This is a genomic window from Aeromonas sp. FDAARGOS 1417, from assembly GCF_019046985.1.
Classification (GTDB): Bacteria; Pseudomonadota; Gammaproteobacteria; order Enterobacterales; family Aeromonadaceae; genus Aeromonas; species Aeromonas veronii.
In genome coordinates this window covers 2,637,819-2,660,207 of sequence record NZ_CP077221.1, presented here as the reverse complement: position 1 = coordinate 2,660,207, position 22,389 = coordinate 2,637,819, and the positions used below count along the sequence as shown (strand labels likewise).

Annotated in this window: 22 protein-coding genes; 9 read left to right on the top strand and 13 right to left on the bottom strand. The window is 60.7% G+C overall.

Annotation, left to right across the window (positions count from 1 at the left end):
- Positions 1-107: 107 nt before the first annotated feature.
- The 6 genes from I6L47_RS12135 to I6L47_RS12110 all read right to left on the bottom strand — a co-directional run bounded on the left by I6L47_RS12135 (position 108) and on the right by I6L47_RS12110 (position 7,454).
- Positions 108-1,145, bottom strand: a complete 1,038-nt coding sequence (locus tag I6L47_RS12135) for an acyltransferase (protein ID WP_216947490.1) — start codon at positions 1,143-1,145, stop codon at positions 108-110.
- A 223-nt stretch (positions 1,146-1,368) separates the two neighbouring features.
- Entirely contained in the window at positions 1,369-2,280 is a 912-nt protein-coding gene (gene pbpG, locus I6L47_RS12130; protein WP_005336410.1) for a D-alanyl-D-alanine endopeptidase, read from the bottom strand.
- A 263-nt stretch (positions 2,281-2,543) separates the two neighbouring features.
- A complete protein-coding gene (gene yjeM, locus I6L47_RS12125) occupies positions 2,544-4,010 on the bottom strand; it encodes a glutamate/gamma-aminobutyrate family transporter YjeM (RefSeq protein ID WP_204482258.1) in 1,467 nt (488 codons plus the stop codon).
- A 435-nt stretch (positions 4,011-4,445) separates the two neighbouring features.
- The gene (locus tag I6L47_RS12120) at positions 4,446-5,324 is read right to left on the bottom strand and encodes a DMT family transporter (protein WP_216947489.1); all 879 of its coding nucleotides are present in this window, start codon (positions 5,322-5,324) and stop codon (positions 4,446-4,448) included.
- A gap of 33 nt (positions 5,325-5,357) precedes the next feature.
- Complete coding sequence (locus tag I6L47_RS12115; RefSeq protein ID WP_216947488.1) at positions 5,358-6,278, bottom strand: ABC transporter substrate-binding protein; 921 nt, start codon at positions 6,276-6,278, stop codon at positions 5,358-5,360.
- Between the two features lie 120 nt (positions 6,279-6,398).
- Positions 6,399-7,454, bottom strand: coding sequence for a porin (locus tag I6L47_RS12110; RefSeq protein WP_019444867.1), 1,056 nt, complete (start codon positions 7,452-7,454; stop codon positions 6,399-6,401).
- A gap of 221 nt (positions 7,455-7,675) precedes the next feature.
- Here I6L47_RS12110 and glpX point away from each other — a divergent pair, with 221 nt between their 5' ends.
- Both glpX and I6L47_RS12100 read left to right on the top strand, forming a co-directional pair.
- Complete coding sequence (gene glpX / locus I6L47_RS12105) at positions 7,676-8,686, top strand: class II fructose-bisphosphatase (protein WP_005336386.1); 1,011 nt, start codon at positions 7,676-7,678, stop codon at positions 8,684-8,686.
- A 134-nt stretch (positions 8,687-8,820) separates the two neighbouring features.
- A complete protein-coding gene (locus I6L47_RS12100) occupies positions 8,821-9,072 on the top strand; it encodes a YkgJ family cysteine cluster protein (RefSeq protein WP_216947487.1) in 252 nt (83 codons plus the stop codon).
- 70 nt (positions 9,073-9,142) lie between these two features.
- Here I6L47_RS12100 and I6L47_RS12095 read toward each other — a convergent pair whose 3' ends face one another.
- The 4 genes from I6L47_RS12095 to hemC are packed head-to-tail and all read right to left on the bottom strand — an operon-like array spanning position 9,143 to position 13,023.
- The gene (locus I6L47_RS12095) at positions 9,143-10,306 is read right to left on the bottom strand and encodes a heme biosynthesis HemY N-terminal domain-containing protein (protein WP_216947486.1); all 1,164 of its coding nucleotides are present in this window, start codon (positions 10,304-10,306) and stop codon (positions 9,143-9,145) included.
- 10 nt (positions 10,307-10,316) lie between these two features.
- Positions 10,317-11,366, bottom strand: a complete 1,050-nt coding sequence (locus tag I6L47_RS12090) for a uroporphyrinogen-III C-methyltransferase (protein WP_216947485.1) — start codon at positions 11,364-11,366, stop codon at positions 10,317-10,319.
- On the bottom strand, positions 11,363-12,097 hold the full coding sequence (locus I6L47_RS12085; RefSeq protein WP_216947484.1) for a uroporphyrinogen-III synthase: 735 nt from the start codon (positions 12,095-12,097) through the stop codon (positions 11,363-11,365). The genes I6L47_RS12090 and I6L47_RS12085 overlap by 4 nt, the downstream gene beginning before the upstream one ends.
- Positions 12,094-13,023, bottom strand: a complete 930-nt coding sequence (hemC, locus tag I6L47_RS12080; RefSeq protein WP_139495464.1) for a hydroxymethylbilane synthase — start codon at positions 13,021-13,023, stop codon at positions 12,094-12,096. The genes I6L47_RS12085 and hemC overlap by 4 nt, the downstream gene beginning before the upstream one ends.
- Positions 13,024-13,346: 323 nt before the next feature.
- Between hemC and I6L47_RS12075 the strand changes: the two genes are divergently transcribed.
- Entirely contained in the window at positions 13,347-15,866 is a 2,520-nt protein-coding gene (locus I6L47_RS12075; protein ID WP_123172211.1) for a class I adenylate cyclase, read from the top strand.
- Positions 15,867-15,932: 66 nt separating this feature from the next.
- On the opposite strand, the gene I6L47_RS12070 is transcribed toward I6L47_RS12075, so the two are convergent.
- Together I6L47_RS12070 and cyaY are read right to left on the bottom strand one after the other, a co-directional pair.
- On the bottom strand, positions 15,933-16,586 hold the full coding sequence (locus I6L47_RS12070; protein WP_216947483.1) for an alpha/beta hydrolase: 654 nt from the start codon (positions 16,584-16,586) through the stop codon (positions 15,933-15,935).
- Positions 16,583-16,897, bottom strand: a complete 315-nt coding sequence (gene cyaY, locus I6L47_RS12065) for an iron donor protein CyaY (protein ID WP_106843461.1) — start codon at positions 16,895-16,897, stop codon at positions 16,583-16,585. Before cyaY ends, I6L47_RS12070 begins: the two co-directional genes overlap by 4 nt.
- A 73-nt stretch (positions 16,898-16,970) precedes the next feature.
- Between cyaY and I6L47_RS12060 the strand changes: the two genes are divergently transcribed.
- The 6 genes from I6L47_RS12060 to I6L47_RS12035 all read left to right on the top strand — a co-directional run bounded on the left by I6L47_RS12060 (position 16,971) and on the right by I6L47_RS12035 (position 21,910).
- Positions 16,971-17,147 (top strand): lipoprotein, encoded by a 177-nt coding sequence (locus tag I6L47_RS12060; protein WP_019444858.1) that lies wholly within the window; start codon positions 16,971-16,973, stop codon positions 17,145-17,147.
- Between the two features lie 32 nt (positions 17,148-17,179).
- Entirely contained in the window at positions 17,180-18,430 is a 1,251-nt protein-coding gene (gene lysA / locus I6L47_RS12055; RefSeq protein WP_216947482.1) for a diaminopimelate decarboxylase, read from the top strand.
- 164 nt (positions 18,431-18,594) lie between these two features.
- Positions 18,595-19,425, top strand: coding sequence for a diaminopimelate epimerase (gene dapF / locus I6L47_RS12050; protein WP_005336371.1), 831 nt, complete (start codon positions 18,595-18,597; stop codon positions 19,423-19,425).
- 91 nt (positions 19,426-19,516) lie between these two features.
- A complete protein-coding gene (locus tag I6L47_RS12045; protein WP_216947481.1) occupies positions 19,517-20,197 on the top strand; it encodes a DUF484 family protein in 681 nt (226 codons plus the stop codon).
- Positions 20,190-21,167, top strand: a complete 978-nt coding sequence (gene xerC / locus I6L47_RS12040) for a tyrosine recombinase XerC (protein ID WP_254204734.1) — start codon at positions 20,190-20,192, stop codon at positions 21,165-21,167. The genes I6L47_RS12045 and xerC overlap by 8 nt, the downstream gene beginning before the upstream one ends.
- A gap of 32 nt (positions 21,168-21,199) precedes the next feature.
- The gene (locus tag I6L47_RS12035) at positions 21,200-21,910 is read left to right on the top strand and encodes an HAD-IA family hydrolase (RefSeq protein WP_216947480.1); all 711 of its coding nucleotides are present in this window, start codon (positions 21,200-21,202) and stop codon (positions 21,908-21,910) included.
- Between the two features lie 76 nt (positions 21,911-21,986).
- On the opposite strand, the gene I6L47_RS12030 is transcribed toward I6L47_RS12035, so the two are convergent.
- Entirely contained in the window at positions 21,987-22,385 is a 399-nt protein-coding gene (locus I6L47_RS12030; RefSeq protein ID WP_216947479.1) for an STY0301 family protein, read from the bottom strand.
- Positions 22,386-22,389 lie beyond the last annotated feature (4 nt).

Here is a 22,389-nt window from a genome sequence, read left to right as displayed (position 1 = left end):
GCAGCAAAAGCGCGGGAACGAAGCGAGAGGAAAAAGGGTGAAGCGGAAGAGAAAGGGACAAAACGTGAAGAGGTGTCCGGCCCGATAGGATGGGCCGGATACCGGACTCAGTGGGTACGCAGCAGTCGGCGGGTGAGGGGGAGGGCCGCCATCAGGCGATAGGCCAGCAGAGACGCTCCCAGCAGCAGCGGCACCTTGGCAATCTCCCACAGGATGGATGCGCCCTGCGGTCCAAACATGAAGAGCCAGACCACCAGCATCATGTGCAGGCAGTAGATCCCGAGCACTTTGGGGGCCTGGCGCTCAAGCCAGCTGCCCTTGCCCCACTCGGGGTTGGCCAGCAGCAGGCCAAACAGGCCGATAGCCCAGGGAAGGGAGCCGAGCAGGAAGTCGTGGCGGGTGAGCGGCACTGCGGCGAAGTGCTGCAGCGCCCAAGCTTCACAGCCATAGAGCGCCACGCCCACCAGCAGCAATTGCCAGCCAGTGCGGGCATCCGGTTGCCACTGACGCTGGCGCAGCAGGGCTCCGAGCGCCACAAACAGCAGGGAGAAGAAGGGGCCGTTACGGGTGAGCAGTGGCCACTCGGCGCCCAGCAGCGGCTTGGCATAGGAGCCCCCCAGCAGCGCCAGCAGGTAGAGGCCAAGACCCAGCCAGAGGGCGAGCGCTGGTCTGCCAAGCCGGTAGCAGAGTGCCAGCAGGGTCACCGCCATGATCAGTGCTGGCAGGAACCAGAGGTGGATCATGCCGCCCACCAGCCAGCCATTGAGGGGGTCGCCGAGCTGGAATTGCCACTGCCCGCGCAGGGAGGCCAGATAGCCTTGCTGCACGGCATCAAGCGGATTGAACGGCACCAGCAGGTAGACCAGACTCCACACCAGCCAGAGCTGCAGCAAGGGGCGGCAGTAGCGCCAGGCCACGGTCAGCGGCGCCTCGCGACTCAGTCTCGGCTGCAGAAAATAACCGGCACAGAGGAAAAATAGCGGCACGGCAAAGCGGCATAACTGGTTGATGGTGCCGCTTAGCCAGAGCCAGGATTCGCCTCCCCACAGGGCGGGATTGAAGGGGTTGGCGAAAGGGGATACGTGAATGGTCATCACGGCCAGAATGGCCAGTACCCGCCCGCACTCGATACTGGAAATTCGCATGGTGGCTCGTCGCTACAGGGGTTGTGACGGCACGCTAAAATTCTTGCCGAAAACTTACAACTAATTGATTCTATTAGTGTGAATCACGCTGTTGAGTAGTTACGTTTTGTAACGGGATGGCGGAAGGTGTTACCTGTAACGGGAACTGGATCCCATTTTTGGGGCGCGCTCATGCAGATAAAAAAAGCGAGGCAGGTGCCTCGCTTGGTTGGGGATGTCGAGCTTACTGATGAGTCAGCATGCTGCTCTGGTTGGCTGCCAGGGTGGTTCTGCCCGAGCTCTCCAGCCAGGTTTTGATCCGCTTGGCATCGGCGACCCGATCGTTGGTGGTCTCGGCATTGAGCAGCACCATGATCACCGGCTCACGATTGACCTTGGTGCCCAGCACCAGACAGCGGCCCGCTTCGCGGATATAGCCGGTCTTGGAGAGGGTGAACTCCCATTGCCCTTCGCGGATCAGCCGGTTGGAGTTGAGGTAGTGCAGCTGACGTTTGTTGGTACGCACATAGCTCTGCTCGTCGGTGGAGTACTGGCGGATCAGCGGATAGGAGGCCGCTGCGGCGGCGAGCTTGGCGAGATCCTGCGCGGTGGAGACATTGCGCGGGTTGAGCCCTGTGCTGTCGGCGTAGCGGGTATTCCACATCCCCAGCATGCGGGCTTTGGCGTTCATCGCCTCGACAAAGGCACGCTGGCCGCCGGGATAGTGGCGGGCCAGCGCCGAGGCGGCGCGGTTTTCAGAGGACATCAGGGCGATATGGAGCATTTCGGCGCGACTGAGCCTGGAGCCGATGGCTAGGCGCGAGCCGGTTCCCTTGATGCGGTCGATGTCGGCATTGGTCACTGTGAGCATTTCGTTGAGGCGCAGGTTGGCATCCAGCACCACCAGCGCCGTCATCAGCTTGGTGAGTGAGGCGATGGGCATTACCCGGTTGCCGTTGCGCTCGGAGATCACCTCGCCGGTTCTGTGGTTGGCCACCACGAAGGCAGCCGAGCTGAGGTTGGGCACATCCCGTCGCTCGAGAAAGCCGCTGCTGCTCTTGCTGCTGGCGGAAAAGGGGTTGGCATGGGCACTGTCCATAGTGGCCGGCAGCATTACTGCGCCAAGCAACAGGGGAAGGAGGGAACGCATCATCATGATCAGCTCTACCGGACGAAATACAGGGATATCTCGCTAAGTTATATGTCGTGAACTGGCGCTTCACAATCATTCTCACCTTGATATTGATAATTTACGGCGTTGAGTGCGCTCTGGCGGCGAGGAGAACGTAAAAAGGGTCTCCATGAGTCTTTTCTGCATTAACAATATGGGTTGGTCGTGATGGTGAGCGGAAGCCGGCGCCGGCGCTAAAAAAATCGGGACCAGAACGGTCCCGATAGGCATGGAGCATTGCTTGCCGTTTAGTGGGCATCTTCCTGCTTGATCTTGAAGCGCATGGCGATCACTACGAACAGCAGCGGGCCAATGATGGTCCAGACGCCGGTGGAGATATCGCCGGAGATAAAGGGGGCGACCACGGTAAAGACGTTGCCGAAGGCGACCAGGATCAGGCTGATGATGGTAGCCAGCAGCACCGAGCCCGCGCTCTTGAAGAAGATCAGGTCCTTGCCCAGCGCCGGGTTGTTGCGATAGCGATACCAGGCGTAGATGAGGAACATGTAGGGCAGGGTCATGCCGACGTTGGTCATGGTGATGATCAACTCGTAGAGGGCTGCGGCACCTTCTGGGTTGATCAGGGTAAAGATGGATTTGGCGGCAATGAACAGACAGACCACCCAGGCTTGCACCTTGAGGGCTTCAATGCGCACGCCATTCTCGTTCTCGCGCTGGAAACGCTCCGGCCAGAAGTAGCTCGGGGTGCCGGTGATGAACTGGCGCAGCGGCGCGTAGGAGAGGGCGATAAAGGCACCCAGATAGCTCAGGAACATGCCCAATCCGGCAAAGCGCATGAACACCTGTCCCAGCCACTCGCCACCAAGATGGCGCCCCAGCTCCAGCATGATGATGAAAAGGGCGGAGAGTGAGGTGATCCCCTCGGCCGGGAAGTCGCTCCAGCGCATGATGGAGCCGACCGCCAGAAAGCCGATGATGTAGCAGAGCACGATGAAGGCGCCGGAGAGGAAGATGCCGCGCTTGAGGTCGCGCTCGGGATCTTCCAGCTCGTCAGCCACCCCGGCCATCGCCTCGACCCCGCCGTAGGCGAAGATGGCAAACACCATAAAGCCGAGGAAGGGGATGATGTCGTTGAAAGCGGCATTGGGAGAAGCCGTCAGCGATGCCTGGGTGAAGGGCTCCTGCAGAGTCATGCCGCTCACCGCGAAGGTGAAGACGCCACCGACCAGCAGCAACACGTTGAGTGCCACCACGGAGAGACCGCCGATGGCTGCCACTTTGGCGAAGCGGGCGCTACCCAGGGTGATGAGCTTGGTGACGGTGGCAACCAGCGCGATGGCGACCACTCCCAGAATAAAGGGGCCGAAGTCGACCCCAGTGCCCAGGGTGACCGGGATGACGGTGATGTCGCGGCCAAACAGCATGAAGGAGAGGGGCACCCACATAGAGAGCGCCTTGCCAAACATCCAGATGACGTAGGAGGCGAACCACATGGTCAGACCGATAAAGGCGAATCGGGTCGAGACCGAGTGGCGCATCCAGGTAAAGATACCGCCCGCCTCTTTGCGAAAGCCGGTACCAAACTCAATCATCATCAAAATGAACGGGATGAAGAAAAACAGACCGCCGATCACGAACATCGGAATGGCGGCATATCCCATTCGGTAAAAACCGATCCCGATATTAGTGACGCCAAATACCGATGTTAATATCATCAATATAAAGGCGCCCAACTTCAGCTTTTTTGCCGACATATTAAAAACTCCCTGATGGTGCTGGATTTAAAATAATCAAAAATTAAACAGACGAAACCGGACCCATTAATAACGCGGTAGCGCCATTCCATCCTGCTGTGGCGGGCGCGATCAGGTCATCTCTGACCGGGCTGGCTTACCCGTCAGGCGGTCAATGAATGTATGGGCGGAGCGGCATGGTCTGTGCCATGCGCGGTATTGGTCAGCGTTGCCGAAAATTAACTGTGAACGATTTTATCATTAATGCTGCTGGACAGGTAAGTTTCCCGAATGAAGCTGTGGTTGAAATAAACAGACCTGCCAGTTAATTGATACGTTGCGGATGTAAACATTTACGCCCGGGCCGACACTTATTTCCATTATTCGTATTCGGCATATTTGGCAGAGTGAATTACGCCATCCTGCCTGATAAATCCGCACCAATGGCGACAGCGCTTATCCTCCCAGCCGGGTCAGCAGCACGCCGCCAGTGATAATAGCCGCCGCCGTCAGCCGCATGCGCCCGAGCGGCTCTTTCAGCAGCCAGACCGAGAGCAGCATGGCAAACAGCACACTGCTTTCGCGCAGAGCCGCGACCACGCCAATGGGGGCTTGGGTCATGGCCCAGATAACAATCCCGTAGGCGAGCAGTGACATGGCACCCCCGGTGGCGCCAACCAGTGCATATTGACGGATCTGGCGCCATGCGTTGCGTTTCTGGTGGATGATCAGCACCAGCAGCATCGCCAGCCCGGTGCAGGCAAAGAGCCAGAGGGTGTAGCGTACCGGTTCACCCCCTGCGCGGGCGCCGGCACCATCCGAGAGGGTATAGGTCGCCGTGAACATGGCCGTGACCAGTGCTGCCCGAACCGCTTTGCTGGCAAGACGCTGCTGCCCACCTCGCCAGGCCATCAGCAAGACCCCCATGATCAGCACGCAGGCGCCGATGAGGCCGCCGTAACCGGGGTAATCCCCCAGCAATATGGCACTTAACGCCATGGCGAGCAGCGGGGCACTGCCACGGGCCAGCGGATAGATCTGGCCAAAATCGCCCTGATTGTAGGCATGGCTGAGAAACAGGCAGTAACCGGTATGGAGCAGGACTGAGAGGCCGAGCCAGGGCAGCTCGGCAGCAGAGGGAAGCCCCATGGGCAGCAGCGCCACGGCGGCGATAAGCCCTGAGAAGATCGCCACCAGTGACACGCCCACCAGCCGTTCTTCGCCAATTTTGACCAGCGCATTCCAGCTGGCGTGAAGCAGGGCGGCCAGCAGAACGGCAAAAAAGACGGGGGTGCTCATGGGAAAGGACTCTCGGGCGATGGGGGTCAACAGCATACCCGCCCGGAGCCTGATTGGCCGAGATCTTTATCAAGGCTTCGGCTTTGCGGGGCTCTCCTCCTGCGTGGTGGCGTTACCCAGCTGCCCCAGCACCAGTTTGGGATGGGGGTCGGTCTGCAGCGGAATATCCTGCAACTCTGTTCCCTGCTGATGGCGATGGATGATCCCGGCGGCCATCTTGCCCAGCGCCTCGTAGCTGCTGATGGTGCCAACGCTGCAGCCGTGTTCAACGAATAGCTCGGCGCTGCAGATGGTAGGGATGGCAGCTGCGTTGAGTGCATTCAGCAAACGGGGGGCGATGGAGAGCAGATAGCTGTCTGCGGCCAGAAAGACGATGTCGTTTTTGGCATCCTGTTGCAGCCGCTTCAGTTCGTTGTCCAGCCGCCGTGGGTCAGGGGCCATTCGCCAGGTGACCATCTGCCACTGATAGCGTTTCGCTTCATTGAGCAACATATCGGCCACCAGCAGGGTGTTCTGCTCACGGGGGTTGAAGGGTAGCAGCAGCCGTTTGCCGGTGGCCAGATGCTCGCTGGCGTTGGCCAGTTGCAGTGCCATCGGTACCATGTTGCTTACCCCGGCCACCATGCTGTTCTGGGCTTTGTCTTCCGAGAGGATGTCAGCCCCGACCGGATCGGAAACCACATTGAAAATCAGAGGCTTGCGGTTGGCCACCAGACTCTTGGTCATGGTGGTGGCGGTGGTGCCAAAGGTGTAGATGTAGTCGTATTCGGCCAGTTTCGGCAGCATCTGCTGGCGCAGCATGGTTGCCAGCGCCGTACGATCCTGATCGGCGTTATAGGTGGTGATGGTGGCCTGATAGCCAAGGCGGGTCAGCTCTGCCCGAAAGCCCGCTTCGGCTGCGGTTTCACCGCGCCACAGCACCATGGCGATAGAGAGGGCGTGAGCGGGAAGAGCCAGCAGCAACAGCAGGACGAAAGGCAGCCTGACCATGATCATCTCTCCGGCGATACATCTACTGTTGAGCCTAGGCCACTTTCTCCGGTCGTGAGCGATGCTCAGCAAAAAGCGCGATGGCAAGCCATCGCGCTTTGGGGATCCGCAAAACCTCGATTAGAAGTCGTAGCGGGCAGCCAGCTGGAAGTCATCCTTGACGTTGAGCTTGCCGCTCTCCTTGCTGTCCAGATTGTTGATGCGGTACTCGCCAATCACCCGCAGGTTCTTGTTGAATTTGTACTGGGCACCCAGGGTGTAGTAATCCACGTTGTCTTTCTTGATACCAGCCTTGTCCTGCTCCTGTTTGTTCCACAGGGCCATCAGACCGAAGCCGTTCTCGAAGTTGTAGCCCAGCGCAGCTTCCCAACCGGTGTGATCGGTGCCGGTCGCCAGGAAGTCGCTGCCATCGGCATAGCTCAGGGCAGCGTAGGCGGCCTTGTTGTCGAACTTGGCGGAGATCAGCCACAGCTTGGCATCTTCTTCACCGCTCTTGTCGCGGATACCGACGTTGTAAGCGGTACCCAGAGACAGGTTGAACGGGAAGGTGTAGGCCACGGCAGCACCGTAGGCGGCGTCGCTATCCTTGCTAGTGGTCTCTTCAGTGTCACCACCGTCGAACTTGTAGCTGGTGTCGAGCTGGAAGCCATTGAACAGACCGGAGTATTTCAGCACGGAACCGGCGCGGTTGGTGGCGAAGGTGTCAGTCTTGGCGCCCAGCGCTTCATTGCCGTAGCCGTCGGAGAGGGAAACATCAGTCCAGTCGGCCAGGAAACCCGGGGCCCCTTTCTGGCGACCGAAGGTCACGGTGCCCCAGTCAGCGCCGACACCGGCGAACGCCAGACGGGTGCGCAGGTTGTCGGAGTTCTCGCTGATGGTCTTCTCGCTGTCGTTGATGTACATCTGTACTTCGTACTGAGCCAGAGCCTTCAGGCCGCTCTGGATCTGGGTCTCGGCCTTGGCGCCGAAACGGACAAACTGGTTGGCACCCTGTTTGTCGCTGTATTCGCTTTTCGGTTTGCCGCTGGCATCCAGTTCCTTCTTGTCACCAAAGAAGTGGCCAGCGTAGATACGGCCATAGAGATCCAGCATGGAGGTGTCATTTTTGTACACTTCAACGGCTTGAGCCTGGAAGGCTGCGGTGAGAGCCAGTGCCACTACAGTCAGCTTTTTCATCTTAATCCCTTGTGGTGTTGCAAGCTTTTGTTTTGAAAACGGGGTCATGCTAGGCAGCGGGGATGACAGCGGGGTGACAGTTGGATGAAGAGTCGATGGCAATTGGGTTGCAATTGGATGAATTGGCTACATTCTTGCTCGCAGCGGCTACTTTTGTGCGCAAAGGTTTGCCCTTGTGGTAGAATGCCGCCCGTTTTCGAGCTCCATAGGTTGGATATGCGATGAGACGTGAACTGGCAATCGAGTTTTCCCGAGTGACGGAAGCGGCTGCACTGGCTGGCTACAAGTGGCTCGGACGTGGTGACAAGAATATCGCTGATGGGGCGGCCGTTGCGGCCATGCGCCACATTCTCAACCAGATCGAGATCGATGGTGAGATTGTGATCGGCGAAGGTGAAATTGATGAAGCGCCGATGCTCTATATCGGCGAGAAGGTTGGTACCGGACACGGCGACGCGGTGGATATCGCGGTCGATCCCATCGAGGGTACCCGCATGACTGCCATGGGTCAGGCCAACGCGCTGGCCGTGCTGGCGGTGGGCGACAAGGGTTCTTTCCTGAAAGCGCCTGATATGTACATGGAAAAGCTGATCGTCGGCCCCAAGGCCAAAGGCGCCATCGACCTGGATCAGGCTCTCGAGCTGAACCTGAAGTCCGTGGCCAAGGCGCTGGGCAAGCCGCTCTCCCGTCTGACCGTCATTACCCTGGCCAAGCCGCGTCATGACAAGGCAATCAAGGAGATGCAGGGTCTGGGCGTGCGGGTGTTCGCCATTCCTGATGGTGACGTTGCCGCCTCCATCCTCACCTGTCTGCCGGACAGCGAAGTCGACATGCTGTATGGCATCGGCGGCGCACCGGAAGGGGTGATCTCCGCGGCGGTGATCCGCGCGCTGGATGGTGACATGCAGGCCCGTTTGGTGCCGCGTCACCGCGTCAAGGGCGACAGCCCGGAAGTGCGTGCGCTGGGCGAGCAGGAAATTGCCCGCTGCGAAGCGCTGGGCATCGATGTCAACAAGGTGCTCAAGCTGGAAGACATGGCGAAGAATGACAACGTCATCTTCTCCGCCACCGGCATCACCAAGGGTGATCTGCTGGATGGCATCACCAGCGATGGCGTGATGGCGACCACCGAGACTCTGTTGATCCGTGGTAAATCCCGTACCATTCGTCGTATCAAGTCGATCCATTATCTTGAGCGTAAAGACAGCGTGGTACGCGACATCATCCTGTGATGATGGCTCGCTGAACCGGCTGTGTTGTCTGAAGCCCGATCGCCCGTGCGGTCGGGCTTTTTGTTGTGCGCCAGCTACGTTTGTGCCGCCGCTTCGGCTATGGTGGCTCAGACCGTCCCAAAGGAGTGGAGTCTATGGAGTGTCGTAGCGGCTGCGCTGCCTGTTGCATCGCCCCCAGTATCAGCAGTGCCATTCCCGGTATGCCAGATGGCAAACCGGCTGGCGTCCCCTGTATCCAGCTCGATAGCGCCCTTGGCTGCAAGATCTTCGGTCAACCGGAGCGGCCAGCGGTGTGCAGCGGTTTTCGCCCCATGATGGATGTGTGCGGCAGCCATCGCGCCGAGGCCATCTGGCTGATCGGCGAGCTGGAGCGGCTCACCACCTGACGAGAGCAGGGTGAAGAGATAAAAAAAGAGGCCGCATCATGCGGCCTCTCGCGTTTCTGTTCGCCGGGGGTCAGATCCCCGCCAATTCCAGTGCCTGACGATAGTACTCGTTGGCCTTGTTGGTAAGGCGGCGCTTGTCCATCAGCTGGCCGAGAGCATGGTAGGCGGCGGCGCTCGGCGCCCGCTCCACCTCCTGCTCCAGCAGCTTCTGGGCATCGTCCAGCTGACCTGCCAGTAGATAGAGCTGGGCTAGTGCGGTGTCCACCTCCGGTTGCCCCTGCTGCTTTTGCAGCAGCGCCAGCAGCGGCTGGTAGCTGTCGAGTTTCAGCTTGGGCAGGCGAGCCAGCAGCTGCGGCACCGGCTGTTTGCGCAGCGCTTCCTGCCACAGGGTGGCGGCTTCGCCGTCGGCACCCAGCTGGCGCAGCAGATCGCCGTAGCAGGCCAGCAGTTCTGGCTCAAGGCGCAGTTTGCGCGGCAGATCCTGCCATACCGCCTTGAGGGTCTCGAGGCTGCCGGCAGCCTGTTGCAGGCGGCCACACCAGGCCTGTTGCAGTAGATCTTCTTCCTGTTTCGGGGTCAGCTTGCCGACCTTGTGCAGTGCCGGGATCAGGTCGCACAGGGCACTCCAGTCCTGACGGGCCAGATGCACCTGACGCAGCTGATCCAGCACCATGGGGTGGCGCGGGTTGAGGGCGTAGACCGACTCCAGCATCGCCAGCGCGGTATCGTACTGGCCCTGCTCGATCTGCAGCTGGGTCTGGGTCAGGGTGAGCGCCAGCTCGGCCTTGGGGTTCTCCTCCTGCGCTTTTTGCAGGTATTGATCCCGGCGGGCGTCGTCACCACGGGCCTGCGCCGCCTTGGCGGCGCTCAGGTAGTTGAGCAGCGGGGTGTCGCTGTTGCTGGCCCCCTTGATCATCAGTTTTTCAGCCTGACTGTAGTGCCCTTCGGCCATTGCCAGGGTGGCGGCGACGGTCTGTTGATTGGCCTTGCGGCGGCGGCGCGAGCCGTACCAGCCGAGGGTCTTGCGGCGCAGGCCGAATACCCGACCCAGCAGCCACTCGACGATCAGCAGGGCGCCGTAGAACAGCACGGCCAGGATCACCGCGCTGGTGACGGAAGATTCGATGGTGTAATTGCCAAGAGCAATCAGCACATAGCCCTTGTTACCGGAGGCTTGCGGGCCAAAGATCAGCCCTGCGACCATCACGGCAACCAGAATGATTATACGGATCATGGTGCCCTCCTCAGCTGCTGGCCAGAATGCGTTGCAGGCGTTCGGTCAGCACCTGCTCCAGCATCGCCTGGGTCTTGAATTGGGCCGGATAGTCGATCTGGATCTGCTCACCCTTGAGCTTGTCGATCTCGCCCTGCATGTAGCGGGTGGCGCTGTTGTCGGTGTCGAAATACTGGGTCAGCCAGCGTTGGGCCTTGTCCAGGCTGTCTTCGTAGAGCGCTTGCTGCTCGCGATAGACGGAGAGCTGGGCCTGCAACAGCTTGGTCTTGAGGTTTTCACGCAGGAAGATCTCCTGTTGCGGCGAGAGCAGCGCCTCGACCGCGCCATCGCGGCGACGGATGGTGACGAAGTTCTCGGTGAACTTGACCCAGTTCTTCTTCAGGTTGCTCTCCCACTCGTCGGGATTGGTGCTGACCGCCTGATCCGGCTCGGCCTTGGCTTCCGGCATGCTGACGGTGGAGAGGGGCAGCAGCTCGATCTGGTCGGACAGGGCGGCCAGCTTGAGGGTCAGCCCCTCGCGGTCGATGCGCGGCATCCCCTTGAGCTTGGCGATATCCTCGGCCAGCGCCTTGCGGATCGGCATCAGGCTCGGGTCGTTGAGGGCGGCGATGCGCTCGTCGGCATTGCCGAGCAAGGTGATGGCGGAGACGAGGTCATGCTCCAGCCACAGCTTGCGGCCCGCCATTCGTACCAGATATTCGGATTCGGCCAGCATCCAGTCGTTAGGGCGCTTGTCATTCAGATCCAGTACCCGATTCTGCAGGCCCTGCATCTCCCCTTGCAGCCGCCGCTGGGTTTGATCCAGCGCGGCCAGCTGCTCGGCATCCTTGCTGCTGGTCTGGTCGATCTTGCTCAGGGCGCTCGCCAGCTGCTGCTTGAGCTGGGCCAGTTCGGCCTGTTGGGCCACGGCGTTCTTGTGACCGTGCAGATAGAGACCGCCGGTCAGGCCAAGGGCCAGCAGGATGGCAACCCCTCCCAGTACGGCACCGGAGCGGTTCTTGCTGCCATTGACCGCAGCGGTCGGCTGGGGTTTGACCTGGGATTCTTGTTGTTCTGTCATTCCATCTTCCTCAGTTCCAGTGCGGCCGTCAGGGCCTGGTTGGATGCACCTTGGGCAATCGTGATATGGATAAAGCCCGCAGCGCTGGCCATCTCGGCCACGCGCGGGCTGGGGACCACCAGCAGGCGGTCAAAAAGCCAGGGCTGCTGGCTGGTGGGAACCAGCTCCAGCAGCCGTTGCAGCAGTTCACCACTGGTAATGAGCAGGCTGTCCAGCCCCGCTGCCTGCCAGTGGTGGGTTAATGTGTCCCCGTCCAGCTCGGGGTAGTGGCGCTCATAGGCCGCACAATAGTGCACCAGAGCACCGCGTGAGGCCAGTGTGCTGGCGATGAGATCCCGCCCGCCATTGCCGCGCAGGATCAGTACCCGTTTGCCTGCTACCTGCTGCAGGGCGGGCAGGGCGAGCAGCCCTTCGCTGCGCGGGTCATCCGGGCAGCTTGCCGTGATGCCGATGGCGGCAAACGCATCTGCGCTGGCCTGACCCACCGCAAAGTACTCAATATGTGGCCAGGTCTGACCAGTTTGCAACAGAAAATCGTGTGCAAAATGAACGGCATGGATGCTGACGGCGATAACCGCGTCAGCACTGCGCAGCAGGTCGGGCAGGAGAGGGAGTTCGCTGCCCGCCACGGTTTCCAGCAGCGGGCAGCAGAGCGGTGCATGACCGTGCTGGCGCAGCAACTGCACCAGCTCGGCGGCCTGGGCGGCCGGACGCACCACCAGCGGGGTCATGCGCGGTAGACCTCGGCCAGGATCTCGTCGGCACCGGCGGCCAGCAGGCGCTGGGCCAGTTGCTCGCCGAGGGCCTCACCATCGGCCAGCGGGCCGCGGATCTCGTCACGGATTACCTGGCTGCCATCCGGGCTGCCCACCAGACCGCGCAGCCAGATCTGCTCGCCGTCGACCAGTGCGTAGGCACCGATAGGCACCTGACATCCCCCTTGCAGGGCGCGATTCATGGCGCGCTCGGTCAGCACCCGGGCGCGGGTCTCGGCGTGCTCGAGCGGCGCCAGCAGAGCGTGCAGCTCAACGTCGTCGAGGCGGCATTCGATGCCGACAGCCCCCTGACCGTTGGCAGGCAGGCTCTGTTCCGGCTCGATAAAGGCGGTGATGCGGTGCGCCATCTCCAGTCGTTTCAGACCAGCGGCGGCGAGGATGATGGCGTCGTATTCACCGGCATCCAGCTTGGCGAGGCGAGTGTTGACGTTGCCGCGCAGATCCCGGATCACCAGATCCGGGCGCGCCGCGCGCAGCTGGCACTGACGGCGCAGGCTGGAGGTGCCGACAACGGCCCCTTGCGGCAGTTCGGCAATGGCCTTGAAACGATTGGAGACGAAGGCATCGCGGGGATCTTCCCGTTCGCAGATGGTGTGCAGGCCGAGCCCCTCGGGGAACTCCACCGGCACATCTTTCATGGAGTGAACGGCGATATCGGCCCGTCCTTCCAGCATGGCGGTCTCCAGCTCCTTGACGAACAACCCCTTGCCACCGACCTTGGCCAGCGGGGTATCGAGGATCTTGTCACCCTGAGTGCTCATGGGCACCAGTTCGACCTGCAACTGCGGGTGCAGGGCTTCGAGCCGGTCTTTGACAAAGTTGGCCTGCCACAGGGCCAGCGGGCTCTTGCGAGTGGCAATTTTCAGGGTTCGGGCTGCCATATCAATCAGTTGTTTCATTTTTAGAAGGAAATCGATATTACCACCCTTTGCCCGGGCTTTCATGGCGGAGCCGGCAAAAGCGGGGCCAAGCTCAAAAATGCATGCTGAAAATGATTTTCATTAAGCAAGTGCAGTTGATTAATTCATTGAATATATTGGAATTTAATGATTTCCCCTGATACTTGATGTGGTCATACCAGAAATAATCTGACGTTTAGCTGAAGGCTTGTTTACCACCGCTGTTTGCATTGTTAACATGATCACACTTTTTTGACGTATCCCCCTTTTGGTGCGTCATTTTCACTTAGGTGATAGGCAGGGCATTGCAGGAACACATCGATACGCTGGTTGCGCGTTATGACGACATTACCCGTCTCAAGACGCAACGGGCGTTAGGCCTCATGAGTCGCTATGGGCAGCAGGTATTCCAACTGCTGCCTGTCATGCTGCACTTCAATCATCCCCTGCTGCCCGGTTATGTCTCCGGTGATGTCCCTCATGGCATCTGGAGCTTCAGCGCCACCGCCGAGCAGCAAGCCTTTATCGATGACCTCTGCCGCAACGCCAACTGTCAGAGCGGTCTGGCAACCCATGATCGAGCCATTCAGGGGCTCTACTCCATGGGCAGCACATCCTCCATCGGCCAGTGCTGTCACTCCGATCTCGATATCTGGGTCTGCCACGTGGCCGGTTTGTCGCAGGAGCGGCTCGATCTGCTGGAGCTGAAATGCCAGCAACTCTCCAAGTGGGCCGAACAGCGCGGGGTCGATCTCAACTTCTTCCTGATCCCGGAAGACAAGTTCCGCCAGACCAATGATGCCCAGATGCAGGGGGAGAGCTGCGGCAGTGCCCAGCACCTGCTGCTGCTCGACGAGTTCTACCGCAGTGCCATGCGTATCGCGGGCAAACGCTTGATCTGGTATCTGGTGCCCACCGAGTGTGATGATCACTACGATGCGTATGTGAACGAGCTGTTCGAGAGCGGCAAGCTCAAGCAGGACGACTGGCTCGATCTCGGCAGTTTTGACCGTATTCCGGCCGAAGAGTATTTCGGCTCCGCCCTGTGGCAGCTCTACAAGGGGATCGACTCCCCCTACAAGGCGGTGCTCAAGTCGGTGCTGATGGAAGCCTACTCGCACGAGTATCCCAATACCCGCCTGCTGTCGATGATTGGTCGCGACTGGTTCCAGCACAACGAGGGGATGCACTACCGGCTCGACAACTACTGTCTGATGCTGGACAAGGTGACCAACTACCTCAAGTCCATCGGCGACATGGCGCGGCTCGATCTGGTGCGCCGCTGCTTCTACCTCAAGGTGTGCGACGGTCTCAGCCATCCCAAGGATGATCACTCCCCCGAGTGGCGTCGCGAGCAGATGAGCCAGCTGGTCTCCTACTGGGGCTGGAGTCAGGACAAGCTCTATCAGCTCGATCATCGCCACGAGTGGAAGATCGAAGAGGTGAAGATCGCTCACGCCGAGCTGCTGGAAGCCCTGATGCAGAGCTACCGCAACCTGATCCAGTTCGCTCGCCGCAACAACATCAGCGAGTCGATCAACCCGGAAGATATCGGCATTCTGTCGCGCAAACTCTACGCTGCGTTCGAGAGCCTGCCGGGCAAGGTGCAGCGCATCAACCTCAAGATCGCGCCGGATCTGAGCGAGCCGGATCTCAGCTTCGTGCAGGTGCCCCACGGTCGCCTCAACCGCGCCGGCTGGTATCTCTACAAACATTCGCTGGAGCCGGTGGACATCATTGGCCGCGCGCCGCTGGAGTTCAACGGCTACATCAGCAAGCTGGTCTCCTGGGCCTACTTCAACGATCTGCTGACCCCCCAGTCGCGGGTGCACCTGTTCAATCAGGGCTCGGATCTGCACATCGACAATCTGCACCAGTTCTGCCGCGATCTCTCCGGCTGCTTCCCCGAGAAGTACCCGCTCGCTACCAACCTGGCCCTCAGTCGGCCGTGCGAGATCCGTCAGCTCTCCATCTTCCTCAACCTGGAGATGGACCCGACCAGCCACTGGGTCGGTCAGGTGATCGAATTTGACGCCAATACCGTGGATGTCTTCTCGTTTGGTCGCAATCAGGAGTGTCTGGTCGGTTCGGTGGATCTGGTCTATCGCAACTCCTGGAGCGAGATCCGTACCCTGCACTTCCAGGGGGATGAAGCCGTGGTCGATGCCCTCACCACCATCCTCGGCAAGATGCATCAGGATGCCGCCGCCCCCGAGATGATCGAGGTGTTCTGCTACAGCCAGCACTTCCGCTCTCTGGTGCGCTCCCGCTTCCAGACGCTGGTGGCGGAGTGTATCGATCTGCGCCTTGCCCGCGACAAGCAGCAGCTGGTCAAGACCATGGCCCTTGGCCGAGAGAAGTACGGCATCTTCTTCGAGCGGCGCGGGGTGTCGGTGAAGAAGCTGGAAAACGCCATCGATTTTTACCGTCACATCTCCCACAACAAGCTGGATCACCTGCCGCTGCGGCTCGACAAGACCCACAGCCAGCATCTGCCGAGCATCGTCGATGCCTACGCCAGCGAAGGCTTGGTGCAGTTCTTCTTCGATACCCGGGATGCGGGCACCAACATCTACATCCTCGATGAGGCGAACCGGGTGGAGATCTACCAGCACTTTGCCGGCAACAAGGATGAGCTGGTGGCGGGGGTCAACCGCTTCTACACCTCCAATCACGAGCGGTTCAGCGATGATGGGCAGTTCATCAACTTCAACCTGCCGCAGTACTACGAGATAGTACAAGTGAATGGTGAGCTGGATGTGATCCCCTATCGCAGTCAGGGCACTCTGCGCGAACAGGTGCCGCCAGCTCGGGAAGTGGGTTGATCCGTCAGTTGGAATCGCTATAAAAAACGGCCTGCAGATGCAGGCCGTTTGCTTTGCCGGAAGGGTTCACGCGCCGAGGCGTGCCAGCAGCCAGCTGCGAATGTCGCCCAGCTGCGGGCGGCAGATCTCGTGACGCATCGGGTACTCGTGCCACTCGGGGGCGAGTCCGGCGCTTTCCAGCCGGTTCTTGGCATCCCAACCGAGCGACAGGCTCACCACATCGTCATAGATGCCGTGCATATAGCAGATGGGCAGGGTGCGAGCAGCCTCGCTCATCTCGCCGAGCAGTTTGTCGGGGGCTGCCAGATAGGTGGACATGCAGAGCAGGCCCGCCAGCGTTGCCTGATAGCGCAGCGCGGTGAAGGAGGCAATCACCCCGCCCTGAGAGAAACCAGCCAGCACGATATGCTCGGGGGCAAACCCGTCGGCAATCAGCTGATCGAGCAATGCGGCAATCTGGTCGGCCGATTCACGGACATGGGACTCCACGGCCCGCTCGGCGGGATCCTCGAAGCTCTTGATGTCGTACCAGCCGCGCATCTTGTAGCCCATATTGATGGTGATGGGGCGCTCGGGGGCATCCGGCAGCAGGTGACGCACCGGTAGCTCGGCGGGCAGATCCAGCGCATCAACCAGCGGGGCGAGACCGGCGCCGGAATCACCCAGCCCGTGTAGCCAGATCACCGCATGACGGGCGCCCTGCGGGTGCTGGTCAATCATGGGAACACCACCTCTTCGCCCGCCTGGGCGGAGCAGGATTGGCTCAGCAGCGCCTTGAGCTCGTGGCCGAAGCGGTTGTCGATCCAGGTGTCACCCTGCAGTTCGAAGTGGAAGCCGTTCTCGCGGGTGGCGACCCAAATCTGATGCAGTGGCTCCTGCTTGTTGATGATGACCTTGGTCTTGTTCTCGAAAGAGAGGGTCAATACGCCGCCGTTGCGTTCGCAGTCGATATCCGGATACCCCTCGTCGAGCGTGTCTTCTACATATTGGAAAAAGGCGTCGGTCAGGGCGTGATACTCGTGATCCTTCATCGGTTTATCCTGTTGCTTTTAACAATGTGAGTGCGATTATAGAGGGCCAAAAATTTTTTCGCAGCGAACCATTATGATCACTCAGTTCACCAAGTGTCTGCTTGCCACTCTTCTGTCCCTCGGGTTGGCCGCGTGCGGTCTGAAGGGGCCGCTCTATATGCCGCCCCCCGAGCAGCCACAGAGCCAGAGTACACCGCAAGCAGCACCGCCTGCGACCACTGAGGCTGCCACCGAGGCCGCGCCGCACTAATGCCGCACCCATTCTAGGAAGGAACCGCCCCCTTGGATCACTTTAACTACGACGCCGACGGCCAGCTTCAGGCCGAGCAAACCTCGCTGCAACAGCTTGCCGAGCAGTACGGTACCCCGCTTTACGTCTACTCCCGTGCGACCCTCGAGCGCCACTGGCACGCCTTCGACAAGGCCGCTGGCGATATTCCCCATCTGATCTGCTATGCGGTGAAGGCCAACTCGAACCTGGCGCTGCTCAACCTGCTGGCCCGACTGGGCTCGGGGTTTGACATCGTCTCCGGTGGCGAGCTGTCGCGGGTGCTGGCGGCGGGCGGTGATCCGGCCAAGGTGGTCTTCTCCGGTGTAGCAAAGAGCGAGGCCGAGATGCGCCTCGCGCTGGATAAAGAGATCCTCTGTTTCAATCTGGAGTCGGAAGCCGAGCTGGAGCGCCTCAATCGGGTGGCGGGCAGCATGGGCAAGAAGGCTCGCGTCTCGGTGCGGGTCAATCCGGATATCGATGCCGGTACCCACCCCTATATCTCCACCGGCCTCAAGCAGAACAAGTTCGGCATTCCCATCGAGCTGGCGCCCGCCATCTATCGCAAGGCGGCCGCGATGGCGAACATCGAGATCGTCGGGGTCGATTGCCATATCGGCTCGCAACTCACTGAATTGAATCCCTTTATGGAAGCGGCTGACAAGCTGCTGCAGCTGATCGACGGTCTGGCTGCAGAAGGCATTCATATCCATCATCTGGACGTGGGGGGCGGTCTGGGGGTCAACTACGGTTCCGAGCAGCCACCCCATCCGACCGAGTATGCCGAAGCGCTGAAGCAGAAGCTGGCGGGCCGGGATCTGACCCTGCTGTTCGAGCCGGGCCGTGCCATCGTCGCCAATGCCGGCGTGCTGCTGACCCGGGTCGAGTACCTGAAGCCGGGTGAGACCCGCAACTTCGCGCTGATCGATGCCGGCATGAACGACATGCTGCGCCCTTCGCTCTACGGCGCCTGGATGAACATCATCGAGGTGGATAGCCGTGCCGGCCATGCTCCCGCGATCTATGACGTGGTGGGCCCGGTGTGCGAGACCGGCGACTTCCTCGGCAAGGAGCGCACCCTGGCCATTGCCGAGGGCTCCCTGCTGGCAGTGCGTTCGGCCGGTGCCTACGGCTTTACCATGTCATCCAACTACAACACCCGTCCCCGTGCCGCCGAAGTGCTGGTGGATGGTGCCGAAGCACACCTGATCCGCGAGCGTGAGCAGTTGGCCGATCTCTGGCGCGGTGAGCACCTGCTGCCCTGATGCAGTAGATAGAGATGACAGAATTTTACAGCCCTGACAGCACAGGAATGCACGATGTGGATAGATTGTTCCACGATGCATGGGGCTTTGGACAACGACTTCATGGCGCTTGGCGACCCTTGGTTCGGTGAATTTTTACAGCCCTAACAGCACAGGAATGCACGATGTTGATAGATTTTTCCAAGATGCATGGCTTGGGCAACGACTTCATGGTGGTGGATGGCGTCACCCAGAAGGTATTTTTCAGCAATGACGTCATCAAGAAGCTGGCAGATCGCCACTTCGGGATCGGCTTTGACCAGCTGCTGCTGGTGGAGCCGCCCTATGACCCTGAACTCGACTTTCACTATCGCATTTTCAATGCCGATGGCAGCGAAGTGGAGCAGTGTGGCAACGGTGCCCGCTGTTTTGCCCGTTTCGTGCGTCTCAAGGGGCTGATCAACCGGGATCGCATCGCGGTCAGTACCGCCCGGGGTCGCATCGTGTTGCAGCTGGAGGGGGAGAATCAGGTCACGGTCAACATGGGGGTTCCCCAGTTTGAGCCGGGCAAGATCCCGTTCCGGGCCCAGAAGGCAGAGAAAACCTATCTGTTGCGGGCGCAGGAGCATACCGTGATGTGTGGCGTGGTCTCCATGGGCAATCCCCACTGCGTCATCGAGGTGCCTTCGGTCGCCGATGCGCCGGTCGAGACGCTCGGTGCCATCATGGAGCGCCACGAGCGTTTTCCCGAACGGGTCAACGTCGGTTTCATGGAGATGGTCAATGCCACCGAGATCAAGCTGCGTGTATTCGAGCGGGGCTGTGGCGAGACCCTGGCCTGCGGCACCGGTGCCTGTGCGGCGGCAGTGATTGGCATCAGTCAGGGCAAGCTCAAGGAGCGGGTCACCGTCAGCCTGCCGGGGGGCAAGCTGACCATCGCCTGGAAGGGGCCGGGCCAGCCGGTCTATATGACAGGTCCCGCCGAGCATGTGTTTGACGGCCAGATAGAGGTTTAGCCGATAAAGGTTCAGGTACGGGGGGCGTTGGCCCCCTTTGCCCATGATGTCGGGGCAGCGAGCCCCATTTCTCTGATGGATCAACCAATTTATGAGCGAACTCAAACGGCAGGAGCAATCGGTGGATGAAGCCACTGTGCTGGAGTACCTGGCCCGTTATCCCGAGTTTTTCCAACGCCATGCCGCCGTGCTGGACAGGATCCGCATTCCCCATGAACGCAAAGGGTCGGTCTCGCTGGTCGAGCGCCAGCTGGAGCGTCAGCGCGAGCGGATCGAACAGCTGGAGCAGGAGATCACCGAATTGATGGGGATCGCCAGCGAGAACGAGCGGATCTTCCGGGTCTATGCCGATCTCTACGGCGAGCTGTACGGTTGCCAGACCCTGTTCGAGGTGAGTGCCGTGATGGGCAAGGCCTTCGTGCAGCGGCTGCGGCTGACCGGTCTGCGGCTCTGGCTCAATCCCAAGAAGTTTGCCCTGAGCGGGCCAGAGCAGCGTTTTCTGGCGCAGGGCAAGCAGCTTGAATCCCTGCTGGGTCAGCGTCTGCCGGGGCAGGATTACTACTTTGGCCGCCTGAGTCAGAGCGAGAAGCAGGCGCTGTTTGGCCACGATGTGCTGGTCAACTCGGTGGCCCTGATGCGGCTCGGCGATCTCGGTGTGCTGGCCTTCGCCAGCTCGGATCCCGGCCACTTTACTCCCCATAACGACACCCTGCTGCTGGGCCAACTGGGGCGCCTGCTGCAACTGCGTCTGCCCGAGTTGATTCATGGCTAGAACACCGGCCAGGGCGCCCGCCAAAGCTCCCGTCGTCGCACCGCCACTGCCTGCGGAACTGGCGGACGAGCTGGCGGCCTTTATCGAATACCTGAGGGTCGAGCGTCAGCTCAGCCCTCATACCCGCAATAACTATCAAGCCCATCTGGAGGCGATGACCGCCGAGCTGGTGGCCCTGGGGCTCACTGACTGGGGTCGGCTCGAGGCGAGTCAGGTGCGCACTCTGGTGACCCGGATGCACAAGGGGGGCCTTGCTCCTCGTTCCCTTTCCACCAAGGTCTCTGCCCTGCGCAGCTTTTGCGACTGGCAGGTGCGGCAGGGGCGGCTGACCGCCAATCCGGCCCGCGGCATCGTCACCCCCAAACAGGGGCGGCCGCTGCCAAAAAACCTCGATGTGGACGAGATGCATCAGCTGCTCAACATCACCGACGAGCAGGATCCGCTGGCGGTGCGGGATCGCGCCATCATGGAGTTGATGTACTCCTCAGGTCTGCGTCTGGCCGAGCTGGTGGGGATCAATCTGGTGGATCTGAAGCTCGACGACCGCCAGCTCAAGGTGACCGGCAAGGGCTCGCGGGAGCGGGTGCTGCCCATCGGCCGGATGGCGGTCGAGTGGCTGCAGAAGTGGCTCAAGGTGCGCTCGCTGCTGGCCGGGGACGAGAGCGAGGCGCTGTTTGTCTCCAGCCGCAAGCAGCGGCTGTCGGCCCGCTCGGTGCAGGCCCGCCTCGATGGCTGGGGCAACAAGCAGGCGCTCAACGCCCACGTCCATCCCCACAAGCTGCGCCACAGCTTCGCCACCCATATGCTGGAGTCCTCCGGCGATCTGCGGGCAGTGCAGGAGCTGCTAGGTCATGCCGACCTCTCTACCACCCAGATCTATACCCACCTCGACTTCCAGCATCTGGCCAAGGTCTACGACAGCGCTCACCCAAGGGCCAAGCGTGACCCGGATGCGCAGGACGATGAATAACGGGCCCTGAGCCCCGTTGCAGAGGATAGTCCATGCACTTCTATCGCCGCTGGCAGCCGGTTGCTGCCATCTCGTTTGACCTCGATGACACTCTCTATGACAACGGCCCCGCCATCGTGCGCGCCGAGCAGTGGATGTTGGGCCATCTGCGCAGCGAATATCTGGCCACCGCCATGCTCGACAAGCCGCGCTGGCTGGAGTTAAAACGCACCGTGTTGCTGGCCAGGCCCGAGCTGCGCCACGATGTCAGTCTGGCGCGCCAGCAGACCATCCGCGCCGCTATGGTGGCGGGGGGGATGGCTGACCAGCAGGCCAGTCGCGAGGCGGAGCAGGTGTTTGCTGCGTTTCTGGCAGAGCGCTCGAAGATCGAGGTGAGCGAGTCCACTCATCAGCTGCTGGCCAGATTGGCCGAACGCTACCCGCTGGTGGTGATCACCAACGGCAATCTGGATCTGGCGCAGGCAGGGCTGGATCGCTACTTCACACTGGTCTGCAAGGCGGGGGCAGGCGCCAGAATGAAACCGGCGCCGGATATGTTTAAGCAGACCCGCAGTGCCCTCAAGCTGCCAGCAGAGCGGATCCTCCATGTGGGGGATCATCCCGAGACCGATGTACTGGGTGCCCGCTTGCACGGCTTTCGCGCTGCCTGGCTCAACGAGCGGCAACAACCGTGGCAACAGCTGCAACTGTTGCCGGACGTTGAGCTGACGGCATTGGAGGAGCTGGCCGAGCTGCTGCTCTGATGGCGCTGGCGGGTGGCCACGCTCAGGCGGTAATGGCTGTCAGCGAATAGCGATATATGGCAAGGGGTTACGCCCGCTATTTGCGACAAATCAACCCGAGCAGGGTGTTGCGATCGCGCTGGTTGACGCGGCAGTAACTGATGCCGACGGGCAGCGCCTGCTGCAGGGTGATGGCGCTGTTCTGATAGCGGCAGACCAGATAGAGCGGGCGCAGGCTGCTATCGAGCTGGCTCCAGTAGTGGATCTCGTCGCTGTCGCCATTATCCGGTTTGAGTTGGGCCAGCTCGGCAGGATCTCTGTCGAACAGGGCCAGATTATCGAGCCGGTGGCTGAGGGTTTCGTCCGGTTTGCCATCGTCATTGCGGGTGAACGCCTGCCAGCCCTGCTGCGGGGTCAGCAGCTGCTGGCGACCCTCGATGGTGGCGGGACAATCAAATTGCAGGCTGGCGGCAAGGGCCAGGGTAGTCAGTAACATGGCT

What these genes read in the sequence shown, in the direction of transcription:
- cyaY (WP_106843461.1), bottom strand. Translation starts at nt 16,897, where the DNA reads ATGAAGGATCACGAGTATCACGCCCTGACCGACGCCTTTTTCCAATAT.
- I6L47_RS12110 (WP_019444867.1), bottom strand. Translation starts at nt 7,454, where the DNA reads ATGAAAAAGCTGACTGTAGTGGCACTGGCTCTCACCGCAGCCTTCCAG.
- glpX (WP_005336386.1), top strand. Translation starts at nt 7,676, where the DNA reads ATGAGACGTGAACTGGCAATCGAGTTTTCCCGAGTGACGGAAGCGGCT.
- I6L47_RS12115 (WP_216947488.1), bottom strand. Translation starts at nt 6,278, where the DNA reads ATGGTCAGGCTGCCTTTCGTCCTGCTGTTGCTGCTGGCTCTTCCCGCT.
- I6L47_RS12100 (WP_216947487.1), top strand. Translation starts at nt 8,821, where the DNA reads ATGGAGTGTCGTAGCGGCTGCGCTGCCTGTTGCATCGCCCCCAGTATC.
- xerC (WP_254204734.1), top strand. Translation starts at nt 20,190, where the DNA reads ATGGCTAGAACACCGGCCAGGGCGCCCGCCAAAGCTCCCGTCGTCGCA.
- dapF (WP_005336371.1), top strand. Translation starts at nt 18,595, where the DNA reads ATGTTGATAGATTTTTCCAAGATGCATGGCTTGGGCAACGACTTCATG.
- yjeM (WP_204482258.1), bottom strand. Translation starts at nt 4,010, where the DNA reads ATGTCGGCAAAAAAGCTGAAGTTGGGCGCCTTTATATTGATGATATTA.
- I6L47_RS12135 (WP_216947490.1), bottom strand. Translation starts at nt 1,145, where the DNA reads ATGCGAATTTCCAGTATCGAGTGCGGGCGGGTACTGGCCATTCTGGCC.
- I6L47_RS12060 (WP_019444858.1), top strand. Translation starts at nt 16,971, where the DNA reads ATGATCACTCAGTTCACCAAGTGTCTGCTTGCCACTCTTCTGTCCCTC.
- I6L47_RS12095 (WP_216947486.1), bottom strand. Translation starts at nt 10,306, where the DNA reads ATGATCCGTATAATCATTCTGGTTGCCGTGATGGTCGCAGGGCTGATC.
- pbpG (WP_005336410.1), bottom strand. Translation starts at nt 2,280, where the DNA reads ATGATGATGCGTTCCCTCCTTCCCCTGTTGCTTGGCGCAGTAATGCTG.
- I6L47_RS12120 (WP_216947489.1), bottom strand. Translation starts at nt 5,324, where the DNA reads ATGCTGTTGACCCCCATCGCCCGAGAGTCCTTTCCCATGAGCACCCCC.
- I6L47_RS12045 (WP_216947481.1), top strand. Translation starts at nt 19,517, where the DNA reads ATGAGCGAACTCAAACGGCAGGAGCAATCGGTGGATGAAGCCACTGTG.
- I6L47_RS12085 (WP_216947484.1), bottom strand. Translation starts at nt 12,097, where the DNA reads ATGACCCCGCTGGTGGTGCGTCCGGCCGCCCAGGCCGCCGAGCTGGTG.
- I6L47_RS12030 (WP_216947479.1), bottom strand. Translation starts at nt 22,385, where the DNA reads ATGTTACTGACTACCCTGGCCCTTGCCGCCAGCCTGCAATTTGATTGT.
- I6L47_RS12035 (WP_216947480.1), top strand. Translation starts at nt 21,200, where the DNA reads ATGCACTTCTATCGCCGCTGGCAGCCGGTTGCTGCCATCTCGTTTGAC.
- I6L47_RS12070 (WP_216947483.1), bottom strand. Translation starts at nt 16,586, where the DNA reads ATGATTGACCAGCACCCGCAGGGCGCCCGTCATGCGGTGATCTGGCTA.
- I6L47_RS12090 (WP_216947485.1), bottom strand. Translation starts at nt 11,366, where the DNA reads ATGACAGAACAACAAGAATCCCAGGTCAAACCCCAGCCGACCGCTGCG.
- hemC (WP_139495464.1), bottom strand. Translation starts at nt 13,023, where the DNA reads ATGGCAGCCCGAACCCTGAAAATTGCCACTCGCAAGAGCCCGCTGGCC.